A 23622-nucleotide genomic window follows, 5' to 3' on the forward strand; every position below is an offset into this window, starting at 1 on the left:
CCCGCACCTGCTCTCCCCCGTCGTCACCGATCCGAAGAAGGCGGTCATCGCCCTCAAATGGGCCGTGCGCGAGATGGAGGAGCGCTACAAGAAGATGTCGAAGGTCGGTGTGCGCAACATCGACGGATTCAACGCGCGCCTCGCCGAGGCCCGTGGGCGCGGCGAAGTCCTGACCCGCACGGTCCAGACCGGATTCGACCGCGAAACCGGCGAGGCGGTCTACGAGACGGAGGAGATGGATCTCAATCCGCTCCCCTACATCGTCATCGTGGTCGACGAGATGGCCGACCTGATGATGGTGGCGGGCAAGGACATCGAAGGGGCGATCCAGCGTCTGGCGCAGATGGCGCGCGCGGCGGGCATCCACCTCATCATGGCGACGCAGCGCCCGTCGGTGGACGTCATCACCGGCACGATCAAGGCGAACTTCCCGACCCGGATCTCCTTCCAGGTCACCTCGAAGATCGACAGCCGCACGATCCTGGGCGAGATGGGCGCCGAGCAGCTGCTGGGCCAGGGCGACATGCTGTTCATGGCCGGCGGCGGGCGCACCACCCGCGTCCACGGCCCGTTCTGCTCGGATTCGGAGGTCGAGAGCGTGGTCGCCCACCTGAAGCGCCAGGGCAGGCCGTCTTATCTCGAGGCCGTCACCGCCGACGATGGCGAGGACGACGACAAGGGTTCGAAGGGCGGCGGGAAATCGGCCAAGGGCGCGATCGACGAGATCGAGGTCGACGGCGCGGTCTTCGACCAGGGCAGCTTCGGCGAGAGCGGCGGCGATCTCTACGCCCAGGCGGTACAGGTGGTCATGCGGGACAAGAAGGCCTCCACCAGCTACATCCAGCGCCGCCTGCAGATCGGCTACAACCGCGCCGCCTCGCTCATGGAGCGCATGGAGGTGGAGGGCATCGTCGGCTCCGCGAACCATGCCGGCAAACGCGAGATCCTGGTGGAGCCCGATCCGCACGAGATGTGACGCGCACCGTCAGGCGCGCGGCGCGAACAGGATGATCCCGGTGCCGACGAGGCAGATCGCGGCACCGGTCATATCCCACCGATCCGGCCTCTGGCTCTCGGCGAGCCAGAGCCAGAGGATCGAGGCGGCGATGTAGACGCCGCCATAGGCGGCATAGGCCCGGCCCGCCGCGTCGCTCTCCACCCTGGTGAGCAGCACGGCGAAGAGGACGAGGGACACCGTGCCCGGCAGCGCCCACCAGGCCGACCGGCCGAGCCGCAGCCAGGCCCAGAAGGCGAAACACCCGGCGATCTCGGCCAAAGCGGCGCCGGTATAGACGAGGGCGGTGATCAGGGGTTCGCTCCATCACGAAGGGGTTTGCGCGCCGCGTTCCGATGCCGGTCATTCGCCCGCATGGACGACGGCCCGCGAGGATCGGGCTTCCGCCTCCCGCACGACATTCCGGCCCAGAATGGATCCGAGTGCCGATTCCAGCCGGGCATGCCGGAAGGCGAACCCGCTGGCGAGCGCTTTCTCGGGCAGCACCCTCTGCCCGCCCAGGAGCATCTCCTCGGCGAAGTCGCCGCCCAGCCGGCGCAGGAGCCGCGCCGGAAGCGGGAAGATCGCCGGGCGGTGGAGATGCCGCGCCAGGTATGCGGCGAAATCGGCATTCCGGACCGGCTCAGGCGCGGTCCCGTTCACCGGCCCATGCAGGGTCGGTGTCGCGATGGCGTGGCAGATCAGGCGGACGAGGTCGTCGCGGGAAATCCACGACATCCATTGCCGCCCGGAGCCGATCCGTCCCCCGAGGCCGAACTCGAACGGCATGAGAAGCCGCGCGAGGAGGCCGCCCTCAATTCCGAGCACCAGCCCGGTGCGCAGGAGGACGACCCGTGGGCCGAGGGCCGCGATGGCCATCGCTTCCCGCTCCCAGGCCTCGCACACCTTTTGGGTGAAGGCCGGAGCCGCCGGGCTCGATTCGGTGAGGCTCTCATCTCCGCGCAGGCCGTACCATCCGACGGCCGAGCCGCTGACGACGACGGACGGTGGCCGGTCGAGGCGGGCCACCAGTTTGGCGAGCCCGCGAGTCATCCTCAGGCGCGATGCGAGGATTGCGCGGCGCTTGGCACGCGTCCACAGCCCGTCGGCGATCGGTTCGCCGGCGAGGTTCACGATGGCATCGAGCCTCGCGTCGTCCGGCACTTGGTCGAGGGAGGTGACGATCCGCAACGGCGCGGGCAATGCCGCGGCTTTCGCACCGTCACGGGTCAGGACCGTCACCTCGTGGCCGGCCGCCACGAGGCTCGCCACGAGGCGCTGGCCGACGAAGCCGGTGGCGCCCGTCACCAGGATCGTCCGTGCCGGAGCGAGCATGTCCGCGAGCCCGGCCGGGGCGGGCAGGCCCAGGCGCTCGGACCGCCCGGCGGCGAACCAGTCGCGCAGGCCGAAGATCGCGACGGAGAGCGAGGCCGCGAGAGCGAGAACGCTCCAGGCGCCGTGGCTGACCCAGGCAATGCCCGTGGCCTCGCCGGCCCAGCCGAACAGCACCGGCAGGATGAGGACGAGGATCGCACCGTAATTCAGCGCCAGGAGCGTGTGGTTCACCCGCTCCGTGGCCGGCAGGCGCCGACTCAGATCCTCTTCCACGAAATCCATCAGCGTGATGACGACCTCGACGATGAGAACGCCCATGATGGCCCAGGCGAGCAGCCCCTTCGGCTCGGCGAAACCGAGGGTGAGGAAGAGCAGGGCATAGAGCCAGTTGCGCACGGCATGGAGGCGCAGTTCCCCGCGCTGGGACGGGCGCCAGGCCAGGCGCTCGGTCAGTTCGTGGTGGTAGAGCGTGTCGAACGCTCCCATGGCGATCTGCACGGCGATCAGCGACCAGAGCAGGGTCGAGGTCATGATGTCGGGTCTCCCGCGTGATGGATCAGGCGTCGACGACGTCGCGGAACTCCGCCTCCTGGCGGATCAGCGTGCCGAACCAGGGGTGGCGGATCGTGAGGGTGAAGGCGAAGCGGTTCGCACCGGTCTCGCCGTGGGTCACGGTGAGGCTGCCCGGCGTCAGGAAACCGGGTAGCGGCAGTTGCCATCGCCACAGCCGGAGGAAGTAGCGCCGGCTGGAGAAAACCAGCCGGCCCTCGACGACGGCGATATCGAGGCTCATGCCGAGACCGCCGCCCACATGCTCTTCGAGGCCGGTGGGGCCGGCGAAGCGCTTGGCCGAATTGACGGTCTGGGGAAATCCGCCGGGCCTGGCGTAGAGCCGCGTCCAGACCTGCCCGCCTCCCGACCGGTCTTCGGTGACGGAGACGACGCTGGCGAGGCCGCCCCCCCTGGAGGTCGGCAGCGGACCGCCGATGAGCCGGGCGGTCTGTGCCAGGAGCCAGCCGAGGCGGCTCATCCGGGTCTCGACCACGTGGCCGACATAGACGGCGCTGGTGCCAGGACGGAGCCGCTTGGTGAAGCGCCGCCTGATCGCGGGCGACAGCGTGGTCCAGTCCTCGTCCGCGATCAAGCTGCGGAACCGCAGGTCGCGGAGGTCGGCCTCGTGCGCACGGGCGATTACCGGGCTTTCGCCGATGGGAGGCGCCGTGCCTCCCACGGAAGGCCCCCTCAATGCCGTCATGATCATGATCGCGGCTCCCCGGTTCAGCCTTCGGGCTTGGAGGGCAGGAAGCGCACGATCCGGCTGCCGAGGCGGATCAGCTTGGCGAGGGTCGCGTGCGGAACGCCCAGCATCTGGCTGTGCCAGCGGTCCATGGTCTCGGTGAATTCGAGCATCGCCTTGAGGCGGCGGGAGGCGACGGCACCGATGGTCGGATCGCCCTCGGCCTGCGCCACGCAGGTGCGCAGGGCCGCGATCGCCGGATCGATTTCGCGCTCCTTGCGGCCGGCGGCGATGCGCGTGACCATCTCCCACAGGTCGGTCTCGGCGACGAAGTGATCACGGCGCTCGCCCAGCACGGGGACGCGCCGGATCAGGTTCCAGCCGGACAGTTCCTTGAGCGATGTCGAGACGTTGGAGCGTGCGATGCCCAGCGTCGCCGCGATCTCCTCCGCCGCCAGGGGCTTGTCCGACAGGTAGAGCAGGGCGTGAATCTGGGCGACGGAGCGGTTGACGCCCCATTGCCCGCCGAGATCGCCCCAGTGGAGGATGAAGCGCTCCACCGCCACGGGGAGCTTTTCGGGAGTATCCGTAATTTCTGTCATGACAGAAATTACAGACATAAAAGAACCCGAGTCAAGCGACCGCCGCGTCGGGCGATGACAAGCGGCGTGTCAGTCTGCGCTGAACCGATAGGTCGTCGTCGCCGTGAAGACCTCGCCGGGGCGGAGCGTCGTGGAGGGAAAATTCGCCCGGTTCGGTGCGTCGGGGAACCCCTGCGCCTCGAAACAGACCGCGTCGCCGGCTCGGTACAGCCTCCCGCCGGACCCGATCACCGTGCCGTCGAGCATGTTGGCGGTGTAGAGTTGCAGGCCCGGCTGGGTGGTGGCGACGGCGAGCCGTCTCCCGCTCGACGGATCGTGGGCGGAGGCCGCGTGCCGCAGGCGGCCGGGGTCGCGCAGGACGAAGGTGTGGTCGTAGCCATGCGCCAGAGCGAGCTGCGGATCGGCGTCGCGGATGCGGGTGCCCAGGGCCTCGGGCTCGCGGAAATCGAAGGCGGTGCCCGCCACGGGCCTGATCTCGCCCGTGGGAATCTGTTCGGCATCGGTGGGGAGGTAATGCTCCGCCGCGATGGCGACCCGATGCTGCATCACGTCGCCGGAGCCCTCGCCGGAGAGGTTGAAGTAGCTGTGGTTGGTGAGGTTGACGATGGTCGGCCGGTCGGTCCGGGCCGTGTAGTCGATCCGCAGGGTCTCGTCGTCGCTGAGGGAGTAAGCGACTTCCACATCGAGAGTGCCGGGAAAGCCTTCCTCGCCGTCGATGGAGCGATAGCCGAGAACCAAGGTCGTCTCGTCCGCCCGGATCACCCGCCAGATGCGGCGGTCGAACCCGTTCGTCCCGCCATGCATGGTGTTGCCACCGACATTGAGCGGCAGCCGGTATTCCTGCCCGTCGAGGCTGAAGCGCCCCCCGGCGATGCGGTTGGCGTAGCGGCCGATGATGGCGCCGAAATGCGCGTCGCTCGCCTCGTAGCCCGCCACATCACGGGCGCCGAGGACGACGTTGGCCCAATTGCCCTCGCGGTCTGGGGTATCGATCCGGCCGATCACGCCGCCGTAATCGAGGATGTCGGCACGCAGGCGGGACCGGGCGAGCCTGTATCGCGAGACGGGGCTACCGTCCTTCGTCCGCCCGAAAGCCTGTCCTGCCATGCCGGCACTCGTTTCGCGTCAGAGGAATCGTCGGGCCTCAACGCGCGGGATGCGGATCAGGGGGCGAAGGCCGGTTCGTCCGCATCGCTGGACAATTGCATCCGGTGCAGGCGCGCATAGCCGCCCTGCGAGGCGATCAGGGCGTCGTGCGTTCCGGTCTCGACGATGCGGCCGGCTTCCATGACCACGATCAAGCCGGCATCGCGCACGGTGGAGAGGCGGTGCGCGATGACGAGGGTGGTCCGCCCCTGCATCAGGCGCAGCAGCGCGCCCTGGACCAGGCGCTCCGATTCGGAATCAAGGGCGCTCGTGGCCTCGTCGAGGAGCAGGATCGGCGCGTCCTTCAGGAAGGCACGGGCCAGGGAGATGCGCTGGCGCTCGCCTCCCGACAGGCGTCCGCCGGATGGGCCGACGCGGAACTCGTAGCCCTCGTTCAGCCGGCTGATGAAGCCGTGCGCGGCGGCGGCTTCCGCGGCGGCCTCGATCTCGGCGCGGGTCGCACCGGGACGGCCGAACCCGATATTGGCGGCGACCGTGTCGTCGAACAGCACCACGTCCTGGGAGACCACCGCCACGGCCGCGCGCAGGGACGGGATCGTCACGTCGCGCAGATCCGCGCCATCGATGAGCACGCGGCCTCCGGTCACGTCGTAGAGACGCGGAACGAGGTTGAGCAGGGACGACTTGCCGGAGCCCGAGCGCCCGACCAGGGCGACGGTGGCGCCGGCGGGGACGGTGAGGTCGATTCCCTCCAGGGCCGGCGCGTCCTCGCGATAACGGAAGCGGACGCCTTCGAACCGGATCTCTCCGCCGGTGATGACCAGCGGCACGGCATCGGGCTTCTCGCGGATGCGCGGCGCCTCGTCCATCAGCGCGAAGTAACGCTGCAGAGCCGCGCCGGCTTCCTGAAGGATGGCGTTGAGGGTGCCCAGGGCGCGGGCGGGCTGCGCGGCCAGGAGCAGGGCGGCAACGTAGCCGGTGAAGTCGCCCACCGTCCGGTCGCCGGACATGACGCGCTGGCCCACCAGAACCAGCACCGCCGCCACCGCGACCCCCCCGCCGATCTCCATCAGCGGATCGAGGCGTCCACGGGCATTGGCCGCCTTCATCTTGAGGCGGCGGACATTGTCGAAGGCGCCGGAAGCCCGGCCCTTCAGGTAGGATTCGAGGGCGTAGGTCTTTGCGATGCGGGCGCCCTGCAGGCTCTCGGTGATGAGGCTCGCCGTGAGGCCCATCTGCTCCTGCGTGGTGGTGGAGACCCGCCTCAGCTTCTTGCCGATGCGGCCGATCGGGCCGGCGACGAAGGGCACGACCACCGCCGCCACCAGGGTGAGCACCGGGTCCATCCACAGCAGCGCGACGACGAGGGCGATCAGCATGGCGAGATCGCGCAGGAGCACCGTGGAGATGCGCGTCAGTGCCTCCTTGATGAAGGCGAAATCCGTGGTGAAGCGCTGGGTGAAGGCCGCCGGGCTCTCCCGCCCGAGCTGGGCGAGGTCGGAATCGATGAGATGCCCATAGAGTGCCGCCTGCATGTCGGCCTCGACGCGGGTCACCACGCGGTTGGTGAGCACCGTCTGGCCGAACAGGGCAAAGCCCCGGATCGAGGTGATGGCGATGACGATGATCGGCCCATAGGTGAGGGCGGCAGGGTCCTTGTGGTCGAAAGCGTCGAAGGCGCCCTTGATCAGGGCGGGATACAGCCCCGTCGCGACCCCGATGATGGCGATCAGCACCAGGACGACGGCGAGGGTCGCCCGGTGGGGCCGCAGCCAGTCGCGCCAGACACGGCCGATGAGGGGAAGGGTGTCACCCCTGAGAAGCGGCCTACGGCCCATGATCATCCGTTGTCTGGCGCGCGGGCAGGCGCCCGGCATTCAGACGGGGTTTGCCGGGCGATGAGGGGAAGATCAAGCGACGCTCTCCGCCTTGGCAATGTGATACTGTTACACTAGAGAATGCAGCCGCACATCGGGTGCCGGCCGAGTACACCATCCCGCCGCTTTTCGGTCGTGTGACGTATCGCACGGCGAGCATCGCCTTCCTCGCCGGGCAGACGCGTCTCGGGGTGGGGGAGCGGATGGAAGGGGATCGGTATCCGGCGGATGTGTGGTCAAGGAGCGAGACGGATGCAATCGAGGCGCCACATCGTGACATCGGCGGCAGCGGCCTGTTTCGGCTTCCTGCTGGCCGTCTCCCCGTTCGGGAATAAGGCGGATGCCGCCGAACCGCTGAAGGCGGTGGCGACATTCTCGATCCTCGGTGATCTCGTGAAGCAGGTCGGCGGTGACCGGGTCGAAGTGTCGACGCTGGTCGGCCCCGATGCCGACGCGCATGGCTACAACCCGGCCCCCGGGGATGCGCGCAAACTCACCGCCGCCAATCTGGTCGTGGTCAACGGCCTCGGTCTGGAAGGCTGGCTCGACAGGCTGATCAAGGCGTCCGGGACGAAGGCGCCCGTCATCGTCGCCACCAAGGGTGTGAAGCCCATCGAGGGTGACGACGACCATGGCGGAGGGCATGCGGGGCACGCCCATCACGACGATCCCCATGCCTGGCAGAGCATCGCCAATGTGCGGATCTACATCGCCAATATCAGCGACGGGCTGGCGAAGATCGATCCCGATCACGCCGGCGACTACGCGGCGAACGCGAAAGCCTATCTCGCCACCCTCGCGGGCCTGGAATCCGATATCCGCGCGGCCATCGCGGCGATTCCCCCCGAGCACCGCAAGATCATCACCACGCACGATGCGTTCGGCTATTTCACCGCCGCCTACGGGCTCGACTTCATCGCGCCCCAGGGCGTCTCCACCGACAGCGAGGCGAGCCCGAAGGATGTGGCCCGCATCATCCGCCAGATCCGGCGCGACAAGATCCCGGCGGTCTTCCTGGAGAACGTGGCCGACCCACGCCTGATGCAGCAGATCTCGCGGGAGAGCGGTGCCACGGTGGGCGGCAAGGTCTATTCCGACGCCCTGTCGGGTCCCGATGGTCCTGCGGCCACCTATGCGGCGATGATGCGCAGCAACCTCGCCGCCTTCAGCGCGGCTCTCGGCAAGAAGTGAGCGAGCCGCGCGGCGTTGTGAGCCTCGACCCTCTCAGCCCGCATTCTCTCCGATGACTTTCTGCAGGCAGATCGTCCGGGTGTCGCGGTAGCCGAGATGTTCGTAGAAATGGCGGGTCGCGCCATTCTCCTCGCGCACGAGGAGCTGGACCTTCCAGACGCCACGGGCGACCAGCCACCGCTCGGCCGCCTCCATGATCGCCCTGCCCAGGCCGAGGTCGCGAAGAAGCGGGTCGACGGCGACGTAGTAGACCCAGCCCCGGTGCCCGTCCTCGCCCACCATGGCGGTGGCGGCGACGGCCGCCTCGCGCTCGATCAGCAGGATGGTCGAATGCGGATCGCGCCGGGCGAAGGCGATGTCCCTGGCCGGATCGTTCCACGGCCGAGAGATTCCCGCAGCGTGCCAGAGGGTCACCACCGCTTCGGCATCGCCGTCCTGGAACTCGCGAATCACGGTGGTCATCGATAGGCGCGCCCTCGCGAAAGATCCGGCGAACGGCCGCTCAGCCGCCGGTCATCGGCGGGAAGAACGCGATCTCCGTGGCGCCCGCGATGGCGGCGTCCGGCTTGGCGTGGACCCGATCGATGGCCGCCCGCACGATCCCGGCATTCTCGAAGGCATAGGCGTATTCCTCGCCCCGACCGCGCAGCCAGCCGACGAGGTCGGCCACCGTCTCGGTCCCGGCCGGCAGGTCCACGGTCTCTTCGGCCTTGCCGATGCGTTCGCGCACCCAGGCGAAATACACGAGCTTCATCATCTGCCCTTCCGGCTGCGGCATCGGCGGGTCAGCGCGGATCGTCCATCACGTGCCGGATGCCGGCTCTCATATAATCGTAGCCCGTGTAGAGCGTCAGGGCCGCGGCGACCCAGAGCAGGGCGACTCCGGCAAAGACGGTATGGGGCAGGATCGTTTCCCCCGCCCTGCCGGCCACGAGGAAACCGATCGCCACGAGCTGAAGGGTGGTCTTCCACTTGGCCACGCGGCTGACGGGGAGACTGACCTTCAACTCCGCCAGGTATTCGCGCAGGCCCGACACGAGGATCTCGCGGCACAGGATGACGATGGCCGCCCACAGGCTCCAGTCGTGGATCGTCTTGTCGGCCACAAGCATCAGCAGGCAGGCGGCGACGAGGAGCTTGTCGGCGATCGGGTCGAGCATCCGCCCCAGGGCCGAGCTCTGATCGTAGGTCCGGGCGACGTAGCCGTCGAGATAATCGGTGATGGCCGCGGCGATGAACACGCCGAGCGCCGCGAACCGCGCCGCATGCTCGTCCGGCCAATACAACAGCGCTACCACCACGGGGACGGCGACCAGCCGCCCGTAGGTGAGGCAATTCGCCAGCGTCCAGGCCGGTGACCGGCGTCGGAGGGGGAGGACAGTCATCGACGCGGTGAAACCATGGGCGGGGGGGAGGGGTCAACCGCGATGATGCAAACGGCCATACCGCTTTCATACCGCCTCTGTCGTCGCGCCGAGCGCATTGCGCTGCGAATGTGCCGGGTCCGATTCTATGCTACCGATGGGCGGATTGAGCAGGATGTCCGCGCATGCCGTCCGCAGACGAGATCAGCATTACCATGACGCCCGAGCTCCTTCGTGCGGTGCGTGAAAGCATCGAGGCGGGAGATTACACATCGACGAGCGAAGTCATGCGTGACGCGGTCCGTCTCTGGCAACGGCAACGGATGGAAGATGCCGGGCGTCTGAGCGAGATACGGTCTCGTGTTCGCCGGTCCCTCGATGACCCACGGCCGGACCTGACGACGACGGACGCGGACCGGCACCTGGCTCGCCTGTTCGCCGACGAGGGGACCGAGACTTCGGGTGCGTAGACTCGCGGTCTACTTCCGGCCGGACGCGCTGGACGACCTTGCCGACATTTTCCGTTTCGTTCGCCAAGCGAGCGGAAACACGTCGGTCGCCGCGTCGTTCGTACGACGCATCAAGGCGCGATGTGATCGAATCGGAGATGCGCCCCGTGCCGGTCGACTCCGTGACGACCTCGCACCCGGCCTTCGCACGGTGCCGTTCGAGCGTTGCGCCGTGATCGCTTATCTGGTCGAGGACGACAGCGTTCGTATCACCAACGTCTTCTATGGCGGGAGGGATTACGAGGCTCTGTATCGCCGGTCTGACGACGATTCGGATACCGGCGCAACCTGACAGGCGGGCTTCGCGCTCACCCTCCGGCCTGGAAGTAATCATACACCGCACGTGCCGTGGCGGCGTTGACGCCGGGCGTGGTCGCCAGATCCTCCAACGACGCGCGCTGGATCGCCTTCACCGTCCCGAAATGGTGGAGGAGGGCGCGCTTGCGGGTCGGGCCGATGCCGGCGATCTCGTCGAGGGGGTTCTTGATCATCTCCCGCTTGCGCTTGGCCCTGTGCGTGCCGATGGCGAAGCGATGGGCCTCGTCCCGCAGGCGCTGGACGAAGTAGAGGGTCGGGTCGCGCGGCGGCAGCTTGAACGGGGCCTTTCCGGGCACGAAGAAGGTCTCTCGCCCCGCATCGCGGTCACGGCCCTTGGCGATGCCGACGAGGGCGACGTCGGTGACGCCGAGCTGTTCCAGCGCGGTGCGTGCCGCTTCGAGCTGGCCCTTGCCGCCGTCGATGAGGACGAGGTCGGGCCAGGCCGGCATGGTCTCGCCGTCCGGTTCGGGGACCGGCTCCGGCACGCCGCCTTCGCTGGCCGCCAAAGCTGCCTCGTTGGGCGTGCGCGGGTTCTCCTTGACGAGGCGCTTGAAGCGGCGCTGCAGCACCTCCTTCATCATCCCGAAATCGTCGCCCGGCGTCAGCTCCTCGGACTTGATGTTGAAGGTGCGGTAATGCGTCTTGGCAAAGCCCGAGGGGCCGGCGACGATCATGCCGCCCACCGCGTTCGTGCCCATGATGTGGGAATTGTCGTAGACCTCGATGCGGCGGGGTGCGGCGGGCAATCCGAACGATTGCCCGAGGGCCACCAGCAGCTTGCCCTGCGAGGCGGTGTCGGCGAGCCTGCGGGCCAAAGCCTCCTTGGCATTGCGCTGGGCGTATTCCACCAGCGCCTTGCGCTCACCGCGCTGGGGCTGGTGGACTTCCACCCGGTTCTCGGCACGGCTCGACAGGGCGGCCGCCATCAGCTCCGCATCCTCGATGGCATGGGAGACGAGGACGATCCGGGGCGCCGGCTTGTCGTCGTAGAACTGGCTGATGAAGGAGGCGAGCACCTCGTCCGGCGTCATGGAGCGGTCGGCCTTCGGGAAATAGGCGCGGTTGCCCCAGTTCTGGAAGTTGCGGAAGAAGAAGACCTCGATGCAGAACTGGCCGGCCTGCTCGTCGAGGGCGAACACATCCGCCTCCTCGACGCCCTGCGTGTTGACCCCTTGCGTCCCCTGGATCGCCGAGAGGGCGGAGATGCGGTCGCGAAAGCGGGCGGCGCGCTCGAATTCGAGTTTCTCCGAGGCGTCCTGCATCTCCTCGCGCATGCGGTCCTTCACCGCGTTGGACTTGCCCGAGAGGAAGCCCTTCGCATTCTCGGCGAGCGCCTGATATTCCGGCAGGGCGATCTCACCGGTGCAGGGGCCGGCGCAGCGCTTGATCTGGTAGAGCAGGCAGGGCCGGGTGCGGTTCTCGTAATAGCTGTCGGTGCAGGTGCGCAGCAGGAAGGCGCGCTGGAGCGCGTTGACGGTGCGGTTCACCGCCCAGACGGTGGCGAAGGGGCCGTAATAACTGCCCTTCCGCCGCCTCGCGCCGCGATGCTTGACGATCTGCGGCGCTTCCGAATCCGCCGTCACCAGGATGTAGGGAAACGACTTGTCGTCCCGCATCAGCACGTTGAAGCGGGGCTTCAGCTGCTTGATGAGGTTGGCCTCCAGCAGCAGCGCTTCGGTCTCGGTGGCGGTGGTGACGAATTCCATCGCCGCCGTCTGCGAGATCATCCGGGCGATGCGATTGGAATGGGCCTGGCCCCTCGCATAGGAGCCGACCCGGGCCTTCAGGTTCTTGGCCTTGCCGACGTAGAGGACGTCGCCCTTCTCGTCGAACATCCGGTAGACGCCCGGTCCCGACGGCAGCGTGCTCCAGAACCGGCGGATGATCTCCGTGCCGGCCTTGACCGCGCCTTCCTCGAAATCGAAATCGATCTCGGGGCCGTCGTCGATGCGTTCCGGGGTCTCGTCCGCATCCTCGCGTTCGTCGAACGAATCCGGCGGCAGGTCTTGCTGGGAAGAAGGGTCTTTCGCGGGCTGACGGCTCATGCCCGAGACTTAAGCGCCGGGGATTCGAGAGGGAAGGGGCTCCCGACCCCATCGCCCCCCGAAGGCCGGCGCCTTCGCGTCTTAATCGAACAGCGCGTCGATATCGCCCTGGTCCACATGGCCCGGGTCGCTGTCGAGCTTGGGTCCGTTGAGGAGGGAGCTCTCGTCGTCGATGCTGGGGCCCTGGGGCACGACGCCGAGGATTTCGCTGAACGAATTGAGGCCGCCCCAGGCCTCGATCATGCGGTCCAGATGCTCCTCGATGAACTTGAGCACGCCCACGATCTTGTTGATGCGCTGGCCGGTGAGATCCTGAAAATTGCAGGCCTCGTAGGCGACGATCACCCGCTCGAGGATCATGTCGATGTTTTCGCCGCCGGCGGCCTGCCGCATGGCCCGCAATGCGCTGGCATTGGTCTCGATCTCTTCCAGCGCGCCGAGGATCGTGCTCGTGGCGAGCTCGGTGGATTCCACCACCGCATCGAGTTCGCCGGCGACCCGCTTCATTCCCTTCCCGGTATTCTCGGAATGGTAGAGCGTCGCGATTTCCTTCTTCGTCCGGGTGATGGCTTCCTTCATCACGTCGAGCTCGGAGCGCATGGCGAAGGCCTCGTTGAGCTCCTTCCGGCAGGCTTCGATCGTCTCGACCGTGCTGGTCTGCGTGACGCGGCGAAGCTCCTGGATCGCCGTGAGGATCTCGTCGAGCTTCACGTCATTGGCGCCGGAACGCTCCTTGGCGTGCGCGACCTCCGCGACGGGTCGCACGCTTGCCAAACCGAGGCTGTCTTCGATGCGGTAGCGCTTCATGTTCATCGGGGATGATCAGCCGGCAGGAGTAACTGGGTCGAATGGCGGGCACGCGTGGCTCGGGCGCCATCGTCCTGACGAACGACGCGGCTCCCGAGACGAGAAGCCTTCGAGCCACCATGCGACCAAGTGGTTGCCATTTCTTCAACAGACAAAAGGTCGTGTGCAGTTTTACGGACGATTCATGCTGTTCTTGAAAGCGACCAATGGAGCCGCAATGGACTGAACGATTCACCACGTTCCTTCACGCGATTCTCGTCCCGTCCGGCCAGCCTGGAGTGCAGGACGATGATGGCCCGGAGTAGTCGCGTGTTGAAGCGTATCGGTTTGTGCGTCGCCATGGCTTGCCTGGCGACGGCGGTGACGGGGGGATCCGCACAGGCTCAGAGTTCGGCTGGCCAGTACGGTGGCGGCTTCATCGAATTCCTGGTGACGGGCAATGGAACGCCGCCGCGCGCCAGGCGTCCCGGCCTCGCCGATGACGGGGTGCTCCCACGCCATCCGGCCGCGCAGGGCTATGGCGGCGAGCCCATGCCGCGCGTGCTCTACTCGGGCGACCGTGTGCCCGACATCGATCCTTATCTCGCTCCCGCGCGCACGCGGCTCGCCGCCCTGCCGTCGCAGGCGGCACCCGAGATGCAGGCCGCGGCGATCGAGCGGACGCCCGACCCGCGCTTTGCCCGGCAGGTCGTCCCCTTCGATGGGCGGCAGAAGCCTGGCGCCATCGTCATCGATACCCGGACGAAATTTCTCTATCTCGTCCAGCCCGGCGGCCAGGCCATCCGCTACGGCATCGGTGTCGGTCGTCCGGGTTTCGCCTGGTCGGGAATGAAGACGATCAGCCAGAAGCGCGAATGGCCGGATTGGACGCCTCCGGCGGAGATGCTGCAGCGCCGCCCCGATCTGCCGCGCCACATGGCGGGCGGCCCGGCCAATCCGCTCGGCGCGCGGGCGCTCTATCTCGGCTCGTCCCTCTACCGCATCCACGGGACCAACGAGCCGCACACGATCGGGCAATCCGTGTCGTCGGGCTGCATCCGGATGATGAACGAGGACGTCATCGACCTGTATGAACGGACCCCCGTGGGGACGCGGGTCGAAGTCCTGTAACCGACACACATAAAAAAGGCCCGGCGCGTGGGGACACGCACCGGGCCTTCCTCGTCAATGAACCATCACGCGCGGTGACGGGTACGGGTTGGGCTCACACCCAATCGTCGTCGCCGCCGCCGCCCAGGTCGCCGCCGAAATCACCGCCCGGATCGCTGTCGAACGACGCGTCCTGGAAGTCGTTGCCGCCACCGAGGGCCGAACCGAGGTCTTCGTTACCGGCCGCGGCACCGGCCGAGGGAAGGCCTGCCGCCGCCGCGCTGCCGAGGGCCGAATGCCCGCCGGCAAAGGCGTTGGACAGGGCGCTGCCGAGCAGCATGCCACCGGCAGCACCCGCCGCCATCGGAAGCGCCGTCGCCATGAAGCCGCCGCCGCGCGCGGGAGCCGCCTGCTGGCCGGCCCAGGGGCCGCCCTGCTGCGGTCCGCCGTAACCGGGCTGCTGGCCGTAACCGGGCTGCTGCCCATAGCCGGGCTGCTGACCGTATCCCTGCTGCGGCCCACCCTGACCGCCCCAAGGCTGGCCGGTCGGACGCTGGGGTTCCGGCTGGCGCGAGCCGCCGCCGAAGATGCTCGAGAGGAAGCCGCCGCCACCCTGGGGCTGCTGGGCCGCCTGACGAGCCTGTTCGAGCTGCTCGTTCAGGCTCTTGATCGCCTCTTCTTGGACATAGATCAGCTGCGCCATCGCATAGGGCGCATAGGGCTGGGCGCGGAGCTTGTCCGCGATGAAGCGCTCGGCATCGGCGTCGCGGGGCTGGCTCGCGGCCTGCTCCAGACGCTGGAAAATGCCGCCGATGACCTCGCGTTCTTCGCTGTTCATGGGGTCGTCCTCCTGAGAGAAGCCTGCGGGCCAATGCCGCCCCGGCGCCTCCGAGATGGGGTGGCGCCTCAGGCTTTGTCAGGGGGTCAACGCGAACTTCGCCGTTGCGGATGCACGGGAGCTCAGGTTCGGAGCATGAAATTTCGGAAAGGTGATGGAGCCGGAGGCCACTCGTCTTCCTCACGCAACAAAAAGAGCCCGGCTTTTCAGCCGGGCTCCTTCTAGAGACCTCGTGCTCCGCCCTGAGGCGAAGCGTCGGTTCTGTAAGGCCTAGTACGAGCCGAACTTGTAGTTCAGGCCGGCGCGGACGACGGCGAACTCGGACTCGCGAGCAGCAACCGAGGGGCTGATGGTCAGGAGGCCATTGGGGGCGGCAGCCGCGTTGAACACCGAGCGACCGCCACGGTTGTTCCTGTCGTTCTCGAGGTTCACGTACAGACCTTCGACCTTCAGGGTCACGGCCGACGACTTGAAGAAGTTGAAGAACGAGTCGGTGGGGAGAGCGTACTCGATACCACCGCCGGCGGTGTAGCCGGTGCGGAAGTCGTCGCCGCCCGTTGCGCCGTCGCCGTAGGCGAAGCCGCCGGTGCCGTAGACGAGAGTGCGGTCGAAGGCGTAACCGATACGGCCGCGGACGGTGCCGAAGAAGTTCATCTCGTTGCCCGGGATACGGACCGAGGTGGGGCTGACGAGAGCGCCGGCGACGGGGCTGACGGTGCCGGCCACGGTGCGGCTCTTGTTGCCAAAGTCGGTGTACTGGGCGTCAGCTTCGATACCGACGACCACGCCCGAACCCGGGGTGAACTGGTAGTTGTAGCCGACCTGGCCACCGCCGACGAAGCCTTCGAGATCGTTGCCGCCGTTGGTCGAGACGACCACCGGGGTGCGGGTGAAGGAGTTCAGCACCGAACCACCCGGCAGGGCGTAGCGGTCGTTGTTGCTTCCGGCGTCGAAGCCGTAACCGGCGTTGATACCGAAGTAGGCGCCCGTCCAGGTGAACACCGGCACCGGCACGAAGACCGGGGGAGCGGCGCGACGCGGAAGGTCGGCGGCGAAAGCGGAACCGGCGATGACGATGCCGGCGAGAGCGGTGGTGCCGCGAAGGAAGGATTTCATGGTCTGGTCCTCTACTCGTTAGCGCGGCCGCCTTTTTGGGAGCGGTCCTGCGCAATTCCCCGTCTATAGCTCAGCATCCCTCAGGAAGCTGTTGCATCGCAACCACGCCGCGTGTGTCGAACACGGCCCCTTTGTGGCAGCGACCACCTCAGCAGAGGCAACGCATAGCCAGAACACCGCCGAACGGCCAAGGTTCACTTGCGGCCACGCTTTTTCACTACCTCGGCGAATGACAGATTGTCGCAGACCCTGGCCGCCACCGTCTCGCCTGTCAGGCGGCAAGAACGATCGCTGAAATCAGTCGGCCGTAATCGGCCTCTCCCCGGTGGGTCGTGCGCCGATAGCTATAGAAGCGTTCGGGATCGGCGTAGGTGCAAAGGCCCAGTGTCGATGCCTTCTCGATGCCGGCTTCCCGCAGGCGACGGGCGATGAAGCCGGGCAGGTCGAACTGGGCGTGCCCCTCGCGCTGGCCCGGCGCGAAATGGGCGTCCGAACCCGGAACCTCTTCGGCGAAGCGGGTGCGGAAATCGTCCCCGACCTCGTAGGCGGCTTGCGAGATCGTCGGGCCGAGCACGGCGATAATGTCGCCCCGCACCGAGCCGAGACGCTCCATCGCCTCCACCGTGGCGGAGATCACACCGGACAAGGCGCCCTTCCATCCCGCATGGGCGGCGCCGATGACGCGGCCCACGGGATCGGCGAACAGGATCGGACCGCAATCGGCGGTGGCGATGCCCAGAGCGAGGTTCGGCACGCGCGTGACCATGGCGTCGGCACGCGGGCGGTCGGCGAGGGCCATGGGGCCGTCGATGATGGCGACCTCGGCGGAGTGGACTTGATACAGGCTCACGAGATGACTTGGCGCGACGCCGAGATGCCCGGCCATGCGGCTCCGGTTCTCCGCCACGAGGGCGGGCTCGTCCTGCGAGCCGAGGCCGCCGTTGAGACTGGCATAGAGACCGTGGGAGACGCCGCCGGCACGGGTGAAGAAGGCGTGCCTGATGCCGGGCTGTCCCACGAGGCTGGGCGCTTCGATATACATGTGCCGTGTCCGTCCTTTGGCGATTGCGCGCCGAGCTATAGCGTCGGCCCGGTCCGCTGGGTGGTCGCGCCCCCTCGACGAAAGCCGATGCCGGGGCGTGGCTCGGACTCTCTTATATCTGCATGATACGGCGGTCGAAGTGACCCTTCGGCAGGGACGAACACCCCCCACGCGGCGCGCCCGTTTCCGCAAATCGGGACGAGGAAATTTTCTTAACCTTTACGGTTCGTTAAGCATGCTTTGATCGAATGCGTCTGCACACGAGGACGCGAGCGATGTCGGAACCAGCCCGTCACTACCAGGCACAGGATTTAAACGGACGTCCGACGCCCGGACCGCTGCGCGATTGGCTGGCGGCCATGAAGGCGGCGACCACCTCCGCCGAGCAGGCCCCCGCCGCCGACAAGGTCGCGGCGTTCGAAAGACCGGCCGCGCCGGAGAAGGCCGAGCCGCAGGCCTCGTCCTGGTCGCCCCGGGTGGTGTCGCCGCCCGCGCGGACCGAGGCTCCCGAGGCCAGCGAGGACGGCGACGTCTCGGAACTGATGGCCGAGAACCTGATGCTCAAGGCCAAGCTGAAGGTCGAGAGCGACCGCTACGACCAACTCCAGGGGATCCTCGCGCAGGAACTGCGCCGCCTGCGGTCGCATGTGGAGAAGGAGATGGCCGAGCTCCACGACCTGCGCGCCGAGCGTGACCGCCTCGCCGAACTCCAGACCCTCTTCGTCGAGAAGCTGGAAGAGGCTCGCGCGCGCTCCGAGAGCGATGCCGAGGAACTGGCCCAGGCCTGTTCCGATCGCGACCTCTGGATGGCTCGGGCCGAGGCACTGGCCCAGCCCCTGTTCCAGAAGCGCTGAACCACTCACTGACCGAGACCCCAACGACGAAGGGCCGCCCCATGAGGGCGGCCCTTCCATTGCCGAACCGCTTGTCCGTTCGGCCGAACCCGGTGAGGGGTCCTCTAACGCGCTAGGCGTGCGCGTCGGAGGCGACGTTCCAGGTCCGGTAAGCCGAGGTAAGCGGCTGATTTAGGCAATGAGACACTGGATCACCTCCTTTCGTTCGTTGCGAGAACCCCAAGCTAGTCACGGATTCGCGGCTTGAAAAGCCCCGATGCGGCAGGCGCGGCGCCTCGCCGCTGGGGAGCTCCCGACCGCCCGCGCAGGCTCGATACGCGGACATGTCGGAGGCTGAAGGCGGGCCGCCCGCGCGCGGCCCAAGGGCGTTGACGCCAAGTGTTATACCAATCGGCGCGTATCATCACCGATAGGCCCAGTTGCGCAGTCCGAGGGACATGATGCACCGAGGCTGTGCCACGAGCTTGTTCCAGGCCGCGCAGCATCGATCGGGAATGTCCTCGTGGGAGGCAAAGATCGTGTCGCCGAGCCGGTTGTCGCGCACGAACTGGCAGACAGTCTCGACCGGGTTGAGTTCGGGCGCATGCGACGGCAGCGGCGACACGGTGATGGTGTCGGGGACCACGAGGTCGTCGGCGATGTGCCAGCCCGCGCCATCGAGGATCAGCATGGCGCGCGCCCCCGGATCAACGGGGCGGCTGATACGCTCCTTGCGGGCTGGGACGGTGTTTGATGGCAGAGACGAGACGGGAGTTTACGCCCGAGTTCAAACGCAAGGCGGTGGCCCTGCGATAAAGCAGCAGCCGGCCGCAGATGCAGATCGCCGCCGAACTCGGGATCCAACACTCCATGCTGAGGCAGTGGCGCACGGCGCCGATGGGTGGCCCGCCAACGGTCGCGACCAGCAGGATCGCCAGAATCCGTGCCAATGAGCCCGGTGGCATCCCCGTCCGATCACGCGGCCGAGATCGCCCGTCTGCGGCGTGAACTCGACCGTGAGCCGAACAGGCTGCTGCTACGACAACGCCCCGAGGGAAAGTCCTCATCCTGAGCCTGTCGAAGGACTTCCACACGCTTAAGGTCGACCTCGTTCACCAGCGACGATGGGCGACCCGGGACGAGGCCAGACGGGACCTGTTCGCCTACATCGAAGGCTATTACAATCGACAGCACATCCACTCGGCCCTTGGCTACATCATGCCCGGGCAGGCCGAACGGAACGCGAGCTAACCCCCGTGTCCGTGAAACCGGGGGAGGATCAGTTCTCGCGGCGGTTTAACGGAATGGCTCCAAAAGCCTGCCTCGGAAAACGAGCCCCTTGAGGTCTATAGGAGCGTCCCTTGATCGAGCTGCGCATCCATCATGAGACGACGTATCGTTACCGACAGCCAGTCAGTCTGGGACCGCACCGCCTGATGCTGCGACCTCGCGAGACACGTGACTTGAGGCTCGTGTCGAGTGTCGTCACAGTGACGCCGGATGCAACGATCAAATGGGCTAACGACGTTTTTGGAAACGCCGTGGCGACCGCCACCTTCGCGACGCCCTCCGATATTCTCGTCATCGATAGTGTGGCCTGCGTCGAGCTTTCCGCGGTGGCCTATCCAATTTTCGACATAGCGGCCTCGGCCATTTCGTTTCCCTTCCGGTACTCCGACGACGAATGGAGCGACCTGGGAGCACTGGCAATCCGGCAATACCCCGATGGAGACGACCTGCCATCTTGGGCGCAGGGGTTCGTTGCGGGCTACCCAACAGACACCCTGTCGTTGCTCAAGGACATCAACGCTGGCGTAGGCAACGCAATCGCCTACCAGGCCCGCGAGGACGAGGGTACCCAGTCACCGAGCCAAACCCTGTCGCTGGGCATGGCCTCATGTCGGGATCTAGCCACGCTCTTCGTGGAAGCGGTCCGCAGCCTCGGCTTCGGCGCCCGCATCGTATCGGGCTATCTTCACGACCCGACACGCACCCTTTTGGGCTCTGCCGATGTCGGGTCCACTCATGCCTGGGGAGAAGTCTACCTGCCGGGTGCAGGGTGGGTCACCTTCGACCCGACTAACCGCAGCGTCGGAGGCGCGAACTTGATCCCGGTTGCCGTCGCACGCGACATCCGTCAGGCGATGCCGGCGACGGGCAGCTTCGTTGGGTCGCCCGACGCATTCTTGGAAATGTCTGTTGCTGTCAGCGTCGAATCCTGATCAGCAATCAAGATCGGGAGGACCAAGCCGAACTGCTACATTTGCTTCGCAAATGAACGCTTCAATAAGTCGGCGGGTAGGAATCCTTTAAATCTATTGGGTAGCGGATCGCTACATTCAGCCCAAATATTATGTGGCCTTCGTGATCGACGTCTTCGCCCGTCGCATCGTCGGCTGGCGTGTGTCCCAAACCGCTCATGCCAGCTTCGTGCTGGATGCCTTGGAGAAGGCCCTGCACGAGCGTCGTCCGGTCCGGGGTGGCGGCCTCGTGCATCATAGCGACAGGGGCTCGCAATACCTGTCGATCCGCTACACGGAGCGGCTCGCCGAGGCCGGTGTCGAGCCGTCCGTCTGCAGCGTCGGTGACAGCTACGACAATGCTCTGGCCGAGACGATCAACGGCCTCTTCAAGGCCGAGGTGATCCATCGCCGTGGCCCGTGGCGCTCCTTCGAGGCGGTCGAGTTCGCCACCCTCGAATGGGTCGACTGGTTCGACACCCGCCGCCTGCTTGAACCCATCGGGAATATCCCTCCCGCCGAGGCCGAAGCGCGCTACTATGCCCACGCCAAGGTGCACGCCTTGGCCGCTTGACCCAAACCAAATGGCCTCCGGGAAACCCGGAACGGTTCACATCATCGGAGGGTTCGCAACCCTGCTCGTGGCAGGCGGGGCTCAAGCCCTGCCCGCGCCGGCCGGCGGCATCGCTCTCGACGCCCCGATTGTGCAGGTCCGCGGCGGTTGCGGCTTCGGCGCCCATCGCAATCCGTTCGGGGGCTGCCGCCTGAATCGAGGGCGGAGCGGCGCTGTGCGGCGGGCCATGACAGGCGCACCGGGCGGTTGCCCGCCCCGTCTCTATCGCGGTCCGGGTGGTCGCTGCCGTCCCTGACGCCGACGGTCCGGTCGCATCCCGACCGCGCACCGCGACGCTGACAGACCTCCGCCCGGTTCCCGCACCGGGCGGAGGTCTGCGACGAGCTGTTGCCAATGGCATACCCGCACGTATCGGGCAGCTCAACGACCGCTTATCAGCCGTTCAGGAAATCGGCCTAGAGCTGCGCCCGACCACGTTGGGTCGGGGCACATCTCCAGGCCTTTGTTGTGCCGCGCTCTTTTTCGCCGAACCGGCATCCACTTCGGCGGAGAGCGCTCTAGCCTCACAGTCGCTCCTTCGGGCTTCTCGTAGCACCCGAAACACCTGCAAGCGGGAGCAGCCCAAGGCCGAACCAGCGGCATCGACGCGATCATGCAACTCCTGGTGAGAGTTTTTCCTCACAGGGAATGTTGAGGACGGTCCCGCAGGCCATTCGGCCCACATCGTAGTCATGAAGCTGAGGCGGTCACCCGCGTCGCATCCGTCATCTCAGAACACGTGTCGCAGGATGAAGAAGAGGACGCCCGCCAGGGTGATGGCGGCGGGCAGCGTCAGGACCCAGGCCAATGCCATGTTGCGGACGGTGGACATCTGCAGGCCCGAGCCGTTGGCCGCCATGGTGCCGGCGACGCCGCTCGACAGGATGTGGGTGGTCGAGACCGGCAGACCGTAAAGCTCGGCGAGGCCGATGGTGCCGGCGGCGACCATCTCGGCGGACGCACCCTGGGCGTAGGTGAGATGGGTCTTGCCGATCTTCTCGCCTACGGTGACGACGATGCGCTTCCAGCCGACCATGGTGCCGAGGCCGAGGGCCAAGGCGACGCAGACCTTGACCCAGGTCGGAATGTAGCGGGTCCCGTCGTTGAGGAGGCCGGTATAGGCCTTCAGGGTGCCGGTCTCGGCCTCCGAGAATGTCGCGCCGTTCTTCGGCAGGAGCCGGATCGCGTCGGCGGCGAGATACATGTCGTTGCGCAGGTTCGATGTCGCCGCCGCCGGCACCTGCTTGATGGCGCCGTAGCCCTTCACGTTGTCGGCGATGTCGGTCGAGAGCGCAGCGAGCGCCCCGTACACGGCAGGCCGGTTCAGGTCCTTGGTCTTCAGGGCTTCCGACACCTGCTTGCGGGCCTCGGCGGCATCGGGCTTCGGCCCGTTCCCGGCATGGCTCGCGAACACCGTGCTGGCGTTCTGGGAGGTCTGGATGAAGGCCGGGGTGGTGTCGTCCGACATCGTGCGGTTGAGGGCGTAGGCGGTGGGGGCCGCGCCGATGAGAATGAGCATGATCAGGCCCATGCCCTTCTGGCCGTCATTGCCGCCATGGAAGAACGACACGAGGGTGCAGGTCAGGATCAGCAGGCTGCGGATCCACAAAGGCGGCGGGGTTTCGCCCTTGGGGGCCTCGTAGAGGTCCTTCCGGCGCACCGTGAACTTGAGGGCCAGCAGCAGCAGGGCGGCGGCGATGAACCCGATGACGGGGCTGAACAGCAGCGCCTTGAACACGCCGAGGGCCTGCGCCCAGTCGACGCCCGAGGTGGCCTGTCCCTCGGGGGCCATCAGCTGGTTGGCGAGGCCGACGCCGATGACCGATCCGATCAGTGCGTGGGACGACGAGTTCGGCAGGCCGAAAGCCCAGGTGCCGAGGTTCCAGAGAATCGCGGCGATGAGCAGCGCGAAGATCATGGCGTAACCGGCCGATGACCCGACCTGCAGGATCAGCTCCACCGGCAACAGGGTGACGATGGCATAGGCGACCGCGCCGGAGGACAGCATCACACCGAGGAAGTTGAAAGCGCCGGACCAGATGACCGCGACGAGCGGCGGCATCGAGTGGGTGTAGATCACGGTGGCGACCGCATTGGCGGTGTCGTGGAACCCATTCACGAACTCGAAGGCCAGGGCGATGAGCAGAGCCAGGCCGAGCAGCACGAAGGCACCGATGGCGAGGGGCGACTGGCCCACCGCGTTCATGTCGGTCACGAGGCTGTAGAGCGCGTAGGCCAATCCCGCGACCAGGACGAGCAGGAACGCGATGACCCCGCCCGGATGAATGCCGTGATCGAGCTTTGGCCCTGCGGCGGGCGCAATGGCGCCCTTCGGCAAGCCAGTCGGAGCAGCAACGGCGTCGGACATGATGGCCTCAGGACCCTAGGGATCAGTAATCCTGCCAGTAGGTCGCGCTCATAACAGTCCTGTGACACGTATTCGAAATTCTCCTCCCTCAACGGAT

General features: G+C 66.9%; 23 protein-coding genes and 3 pseudogenes. 10 read left to right on the forward strand and 16 right to left on the reverse strand.

Going from position 1 to position 23622, the window contains the following annotated elements; all coding sequences use genetic code 11:
• Nucleotides 1-976 (forward strand): FtsK/SpoIIIE domain-containing protein (locus ASF34_RS07650; RefSeq protein ID WP_274533749.1); only part of this gene is annotated, 976 nt, incomplete at its 5' end.
• A gap of 9 nt (nucleotides 977-985) precedes the next feature.
• On the opposite strand, the gene ASF34_RS07655 is transcribed toward ASF34_RS07650, so the two are convergent.
• The 6 genes from ASF34_RS07655 to ASF34_RS07680 form a co-directional block, all read right to left on the reverse strand.
• Entirely contained in the window at nucleotides 986-1309 is a 324-nt protein-coding gene (locus ASF34_RS07655) for a YnfA family protein (RefSeq protein WP_081612684.1), read from the reverse strand.
• A 48-nt stretch (nucleotides 1310-1357) separates the two neighbouring features.
• On the reverse strand, nucleotides 1358-2860 hold the full coding sequence (locus ASF34_RS07660) for a TIGR01777 family oxidoreductase (protein ID WP_056160354.1): 1503 nt from the start codon (nucleotides 2858-2860) through the stop codon (nucleotides 1358-1360).
• A 25-nt stretch (nucleotides 2861-2885) separates the two neighbouring features.
• Nucleotides 2886-3584, reverse strand: a complete 699-nt coding sequence (locus ASF34_RS07665; RefSeq protein WP_244478932.1) for a DUF4166 domain-containing protein — start codon at nucleotides 3582-3584, stop codon at nucleotides 2886-2888.
• A gap of 23 nt (nucleotides 3585-3607) precedes the next feature.
• Nucleotides 3608-4168, reverse strand: coding sequence for a GbsR/MarR family transcriptional regulator (locus ASF34_RS07670; RefSeq protein WP_056145774.1), 561 nt, complete (start codon nucleotides 4166-4168; stop codon nucleotides 3608-3610).
• 69 nt (nucleotides 4169-4237) lie between these two features.
• Nucleotides 4238-5275 (reverse strand): aldose epimerase family protein, encoded by a 1038-nt coding sequence (locus tag ASF34_RS07675; RefSeq protein WP_056160356.1) that lies wholly within the window; start codon nucleotides 5273-5275, stop codon nucleotides 4238-4240.
• A gap of 56 nt (nucleotides 5276-5331) precedes the next feature.
• Nucleotides 5332-7119 carry an ABC transporter ATP-binding protein gene (locus ASF34_RS07680; protein ID WP_443136526.1) on the reverse strand — a complete coding sequence of 596 codons (1788 nt, stop codon included), beginning with the start codon at nucleotides 7117-7119 and terminating at the stop codon, nucleotides 5332-5334.
• A 285-nt stretch (nucleotides 7120-7404) separates the two neighbouring features.
• Here ASF34_RS07680 and ASF34_RS07685 point away from each other — a divergent pair, with 285 nt between their 5' ends.
• Complete coding sequence (locus ASF34_RS07685) at nucleotides 7405-8343, forward strand: metal ABC transporter substrate-binding protein (protein WP_056160358.1); 939 nt, start codon at nucleotides 7405-7407, stop codon at nucleotides 8341-8343.
• A 33-nt stretch (nucleotides 8344-8376) separates the two neighbouring features.
• Here ASF34_RS07685 and ASF34_RS07690 read toward each other — a convergent pair whose 3' ends face one another.
• From ASF34_RS07690 to pgsA, 3 genes are read right to left on the reverse strand one after another with little or no spacing between them, the layout of a single operon-like run.
• Complete coding sequence (locus ASF34_RS07690) at nucleotides 8377-8805, reverse strand: GNAT family acetyltransferase (RefSeq protein ID WP_056160359.1); 429 nt, start codon at nucleotides 8803-8805, stop codon at nucleotides 8377-8379.
• Nucleotides 8806-8845: 40 nt separating this feature from the next.
• Nucleotides 8846-9097: a molybdopterin converting factor subunit 1 gene (gene moaD, locus ASF34_RS07695; RefSeq protein WP_026176075.1), complete on the reverse strand. Its 252-nt coding sequence runs from the start codon at nucleotides 9095-9097 to the stop codon at nucleotides 8846-8848.
• A 31-nt stretch (nucleotides 9098-9128) separates the two neighbouring features.
• Complete coding sequence (gene pgsA, locus ASF34_RS07700) at nucleotides 9129-9728, reverse strand: CDP-diacylglycerol--glycerol-3-phosphate 3-phosphatidyltransferase (RefSeq protein ID WP_018044663.1); 600 nt, start codon at nucleotides 9726-9728, stop codon at nucleotides 9129-9131.
• A gap of 164 nt (nucleotides 9729-9892) precedes the next feature.
• Between pgsA and ASF34_RS07705 the strand changes: the two genes are divergently transcribed.
• Both ASF34_RS07705 and ASF34_RS07710 read left to right on the forward strand, forming a co-directional pair.
• Nucleotides 9893-10177, forward strand: a complete 285-nt coding sequence (locus tag ASF34_RS07705; RefSeq protein WP_018044662.1) for a ribbon-helix-helix domain-containing protein — start codon at nucleotides 9893-9895, stop codon at nucleotides 10175-10177.
• Entirely contained in the window at nucleotides 10170-10508 is a 339-nt protein-coding gene (locus ASF34_RS07710) for a type II toxin-antitoxin system RelE/ParE family toxin (protein ID WP_018044661.1), read from the forward strand. Before ASF34_RS07705 ends, ASF34_RS07710 begins: the two co-directional genes overlap by 8 nt.
• 16 nt (nucleotides 10509-10524) lie before the next feature.
• Here the strand turns inward: ASF34_RS07710 and uvrC are convergent, their stop codons facing one another.
• Both uvrC and ASF34_RS07720 read right to left on the reverse strand, forming a co-directional pair.
• Nucleotides 10525-12579 carry an excinuclease ABC subunit UvrC gene (gene uvrC, locus ASF34_RS07715; protein ID WP_056160362.1) on the reverse strand — a complete coding sequence of 685 codons (2055 nt, stop codon included), beginning with the start codon at nucleotides 12577-12579 and terminating at the stop codon, nucleotides 10525-10527.
• A gap of 81 nt (nucleotides 12580-12660) precedes the next feature.
• Complete coding sequence (locus ASF34_RS07720) at nucleotides 12661-13392, reverse strand: hypothetical protein (protein WP_018044659.1); 732 nt, start codon at nucleotides 13390-13392, stop codon at nucleotides 12661-12663.
• Nucleotides 13393-13725: 333 nt separating this feature from the next.
• On the opposite strand from ASF34_RS07720, the gene ASF34_RS07725 reads away from it, so the two are divergent.
• Nucleotides 13726-14496 (forward strand): L,D-transpeptidase, encoded by a 771-nt coding sequence (locus ASF34_RS07725; RefSeq protein WP_082494107.1) that lies wholly within the window; start codon nucleotides 13726-13728, stop codon nucleotides 14494-14496.
• Between the two features lie 94 nt (nucleotides 14497-14590).
• On the opposite strand, the gene ASF34_RS07730 is transcribed toward ASF34_RS07725, so the two are convergent.
• The 3 genes from ASF34_RS07730 to pgeF all read right to left on the reverse strand — a co-directional run bounded on the left by ASF34_RS07730 (nucleotide 14591) and on the right by pgeF (nucleotide 17471).
• Nucleotides 14591-15313 carry a DUF2076 domain-containing protein gene (locus tag ASF34_RS07730; RefSeq protein ID WP_018044657.1) on the reverse strand — a complete coding sequence of 241 codons (723 nt, stop codon included), beginning with the start codon at nucleotides 15311-15313 and terminating at the stop codon, nucleotides 14591-14593.
• Between the two features lie 270 nt (nucleotides 15314-15583).
• Nucleotides 15584-16429: an outer membrane protein gene (locus ASF34_RS07735; RefSeq protein WP_056160366.1), complete on the reverse strand. Its 846-nt coding sequence runs from the start codon at nucleotides 16427-16429 to the stop codon at nucleotides 15584-15586.
• A gap of 271 nt (nucleotides 16430-16700) precedes the next feature.
• Entirely contained in the window at nucleotides 16701-17471 is a 771-nt protein-coding gene (gene pgeF / locus ASF34_RS07740; RefSeq protein ID WP_056160368.1) for a peptidoglycan editing factor PgeF, read from the reverse strand.
• 275 nt (nucleotides 17472-17746) lie between these two features.
• Here pgeF and ASF34_RS07745 point away from each other — a divergent pair, with 275 nt between their 5' ends.
• Nucleotides 17747-18325, forward strand: a complete 579-nt coding sequence (locus ASF34_RS07745) for a hypothetical protein (protein ID WP_082494108.1) — start codon at nucleotides 17747-17749, stop codon at nucleotides 18323-18325.
• Between the two features lie 403 nt (nucleotides 18326-18728).
• On the opposite strand, the pseudogene ASF34_RS07750 reads toward ASF34_RS07745, so the two are convergent.
• Nucleotides 18729-19031 (reverse strand): annotated as a pseudogene (locus ASF34_RS07750) (transposase); the annotation flags it as partial.
• Between the two features lie 26 nt (nucleotides 19032-19057).
• Between ASF34_RS07750 and ASF34_RS22130 the strand changes: the two are divergent.
• The 4 genes and pseudogenes from ASF34_RS22130 to ASF34_RS23745 all read left to right on the forward strand — a co-directional run bounded on the left by ASF34_RS22130 (nucleotide 19058) and on the right by ASF34_RS23745 (nucleotide 21413).
• Nucleotides 19058-19555: pseudogene (locus ASF34_RS22130) on the forward strand (transposase).
• A gap of 110 nt (nucleotides 19556-19665) precedes the next feature.
• A complete protein-coding gene (locus ASF34_RS07755) occupies nucleotides 19666-20526 on the forward strand; it encodes a transglutaminase family protein (RefSeq protein WP_056160373.1) in 861 nt (286 codons plus the stop codon).
• A 97-nt stretch (nucleotides 20527-20623) separates the two neighbouring features.
• Nucleotides 20624-21118: pseudogene (locus tag ASF34_RS07760) on the forward strand (DDE-type integrase/transposase/recombinase); the annotation flags it as partial.
• Nucleotides 21119-21128: 10 nt separating this feature from the next.
• Nucleotides 21129-21413 carry a GCG_CRPN prefix-to-repeats domain-containing protein gene (locus ASF34_RS23745; RefSeq protein WP_082494109.1) on the forward strand — a complete coding sequence of 95 codons (285 nt, stop codon included), beginning with the start codon at nucleotides 21129-21131 and terminating at the stop codon, nucleotides 21411-21413.
• Between the two features lie 474 nt (nucleotides 21414-21887).
• Here ASF34_RS23745 and ASF34_RS07765 read toward each other — a convergent pair whose 3' ends face one another.
• The gene (locus ASF34_RS07765) at nucleotides 21888-23525 is read right to left on the reverse strand and encodes an inorganic phosphate transporter (protein WP_026176071.1); all 1638 of its coding nucleotides are present in this window, start codon (nucleotides 23523-23525) and stop codon (nucleotides 21888-21890) included.
• Between the last annotated feature and the right edge of the window lie 97 nt (nucleotides 23526-23622).

Source organism: Methylobacterium sp. Leaf106 (assembly GCF_001422895.1).
GTDB lineage: Bacteria > Pseudomonadota > Alphaproteobacteria > Rhizobiales > Beijerinckiaceae > Methylobacterium > Methylobacterium bullatum.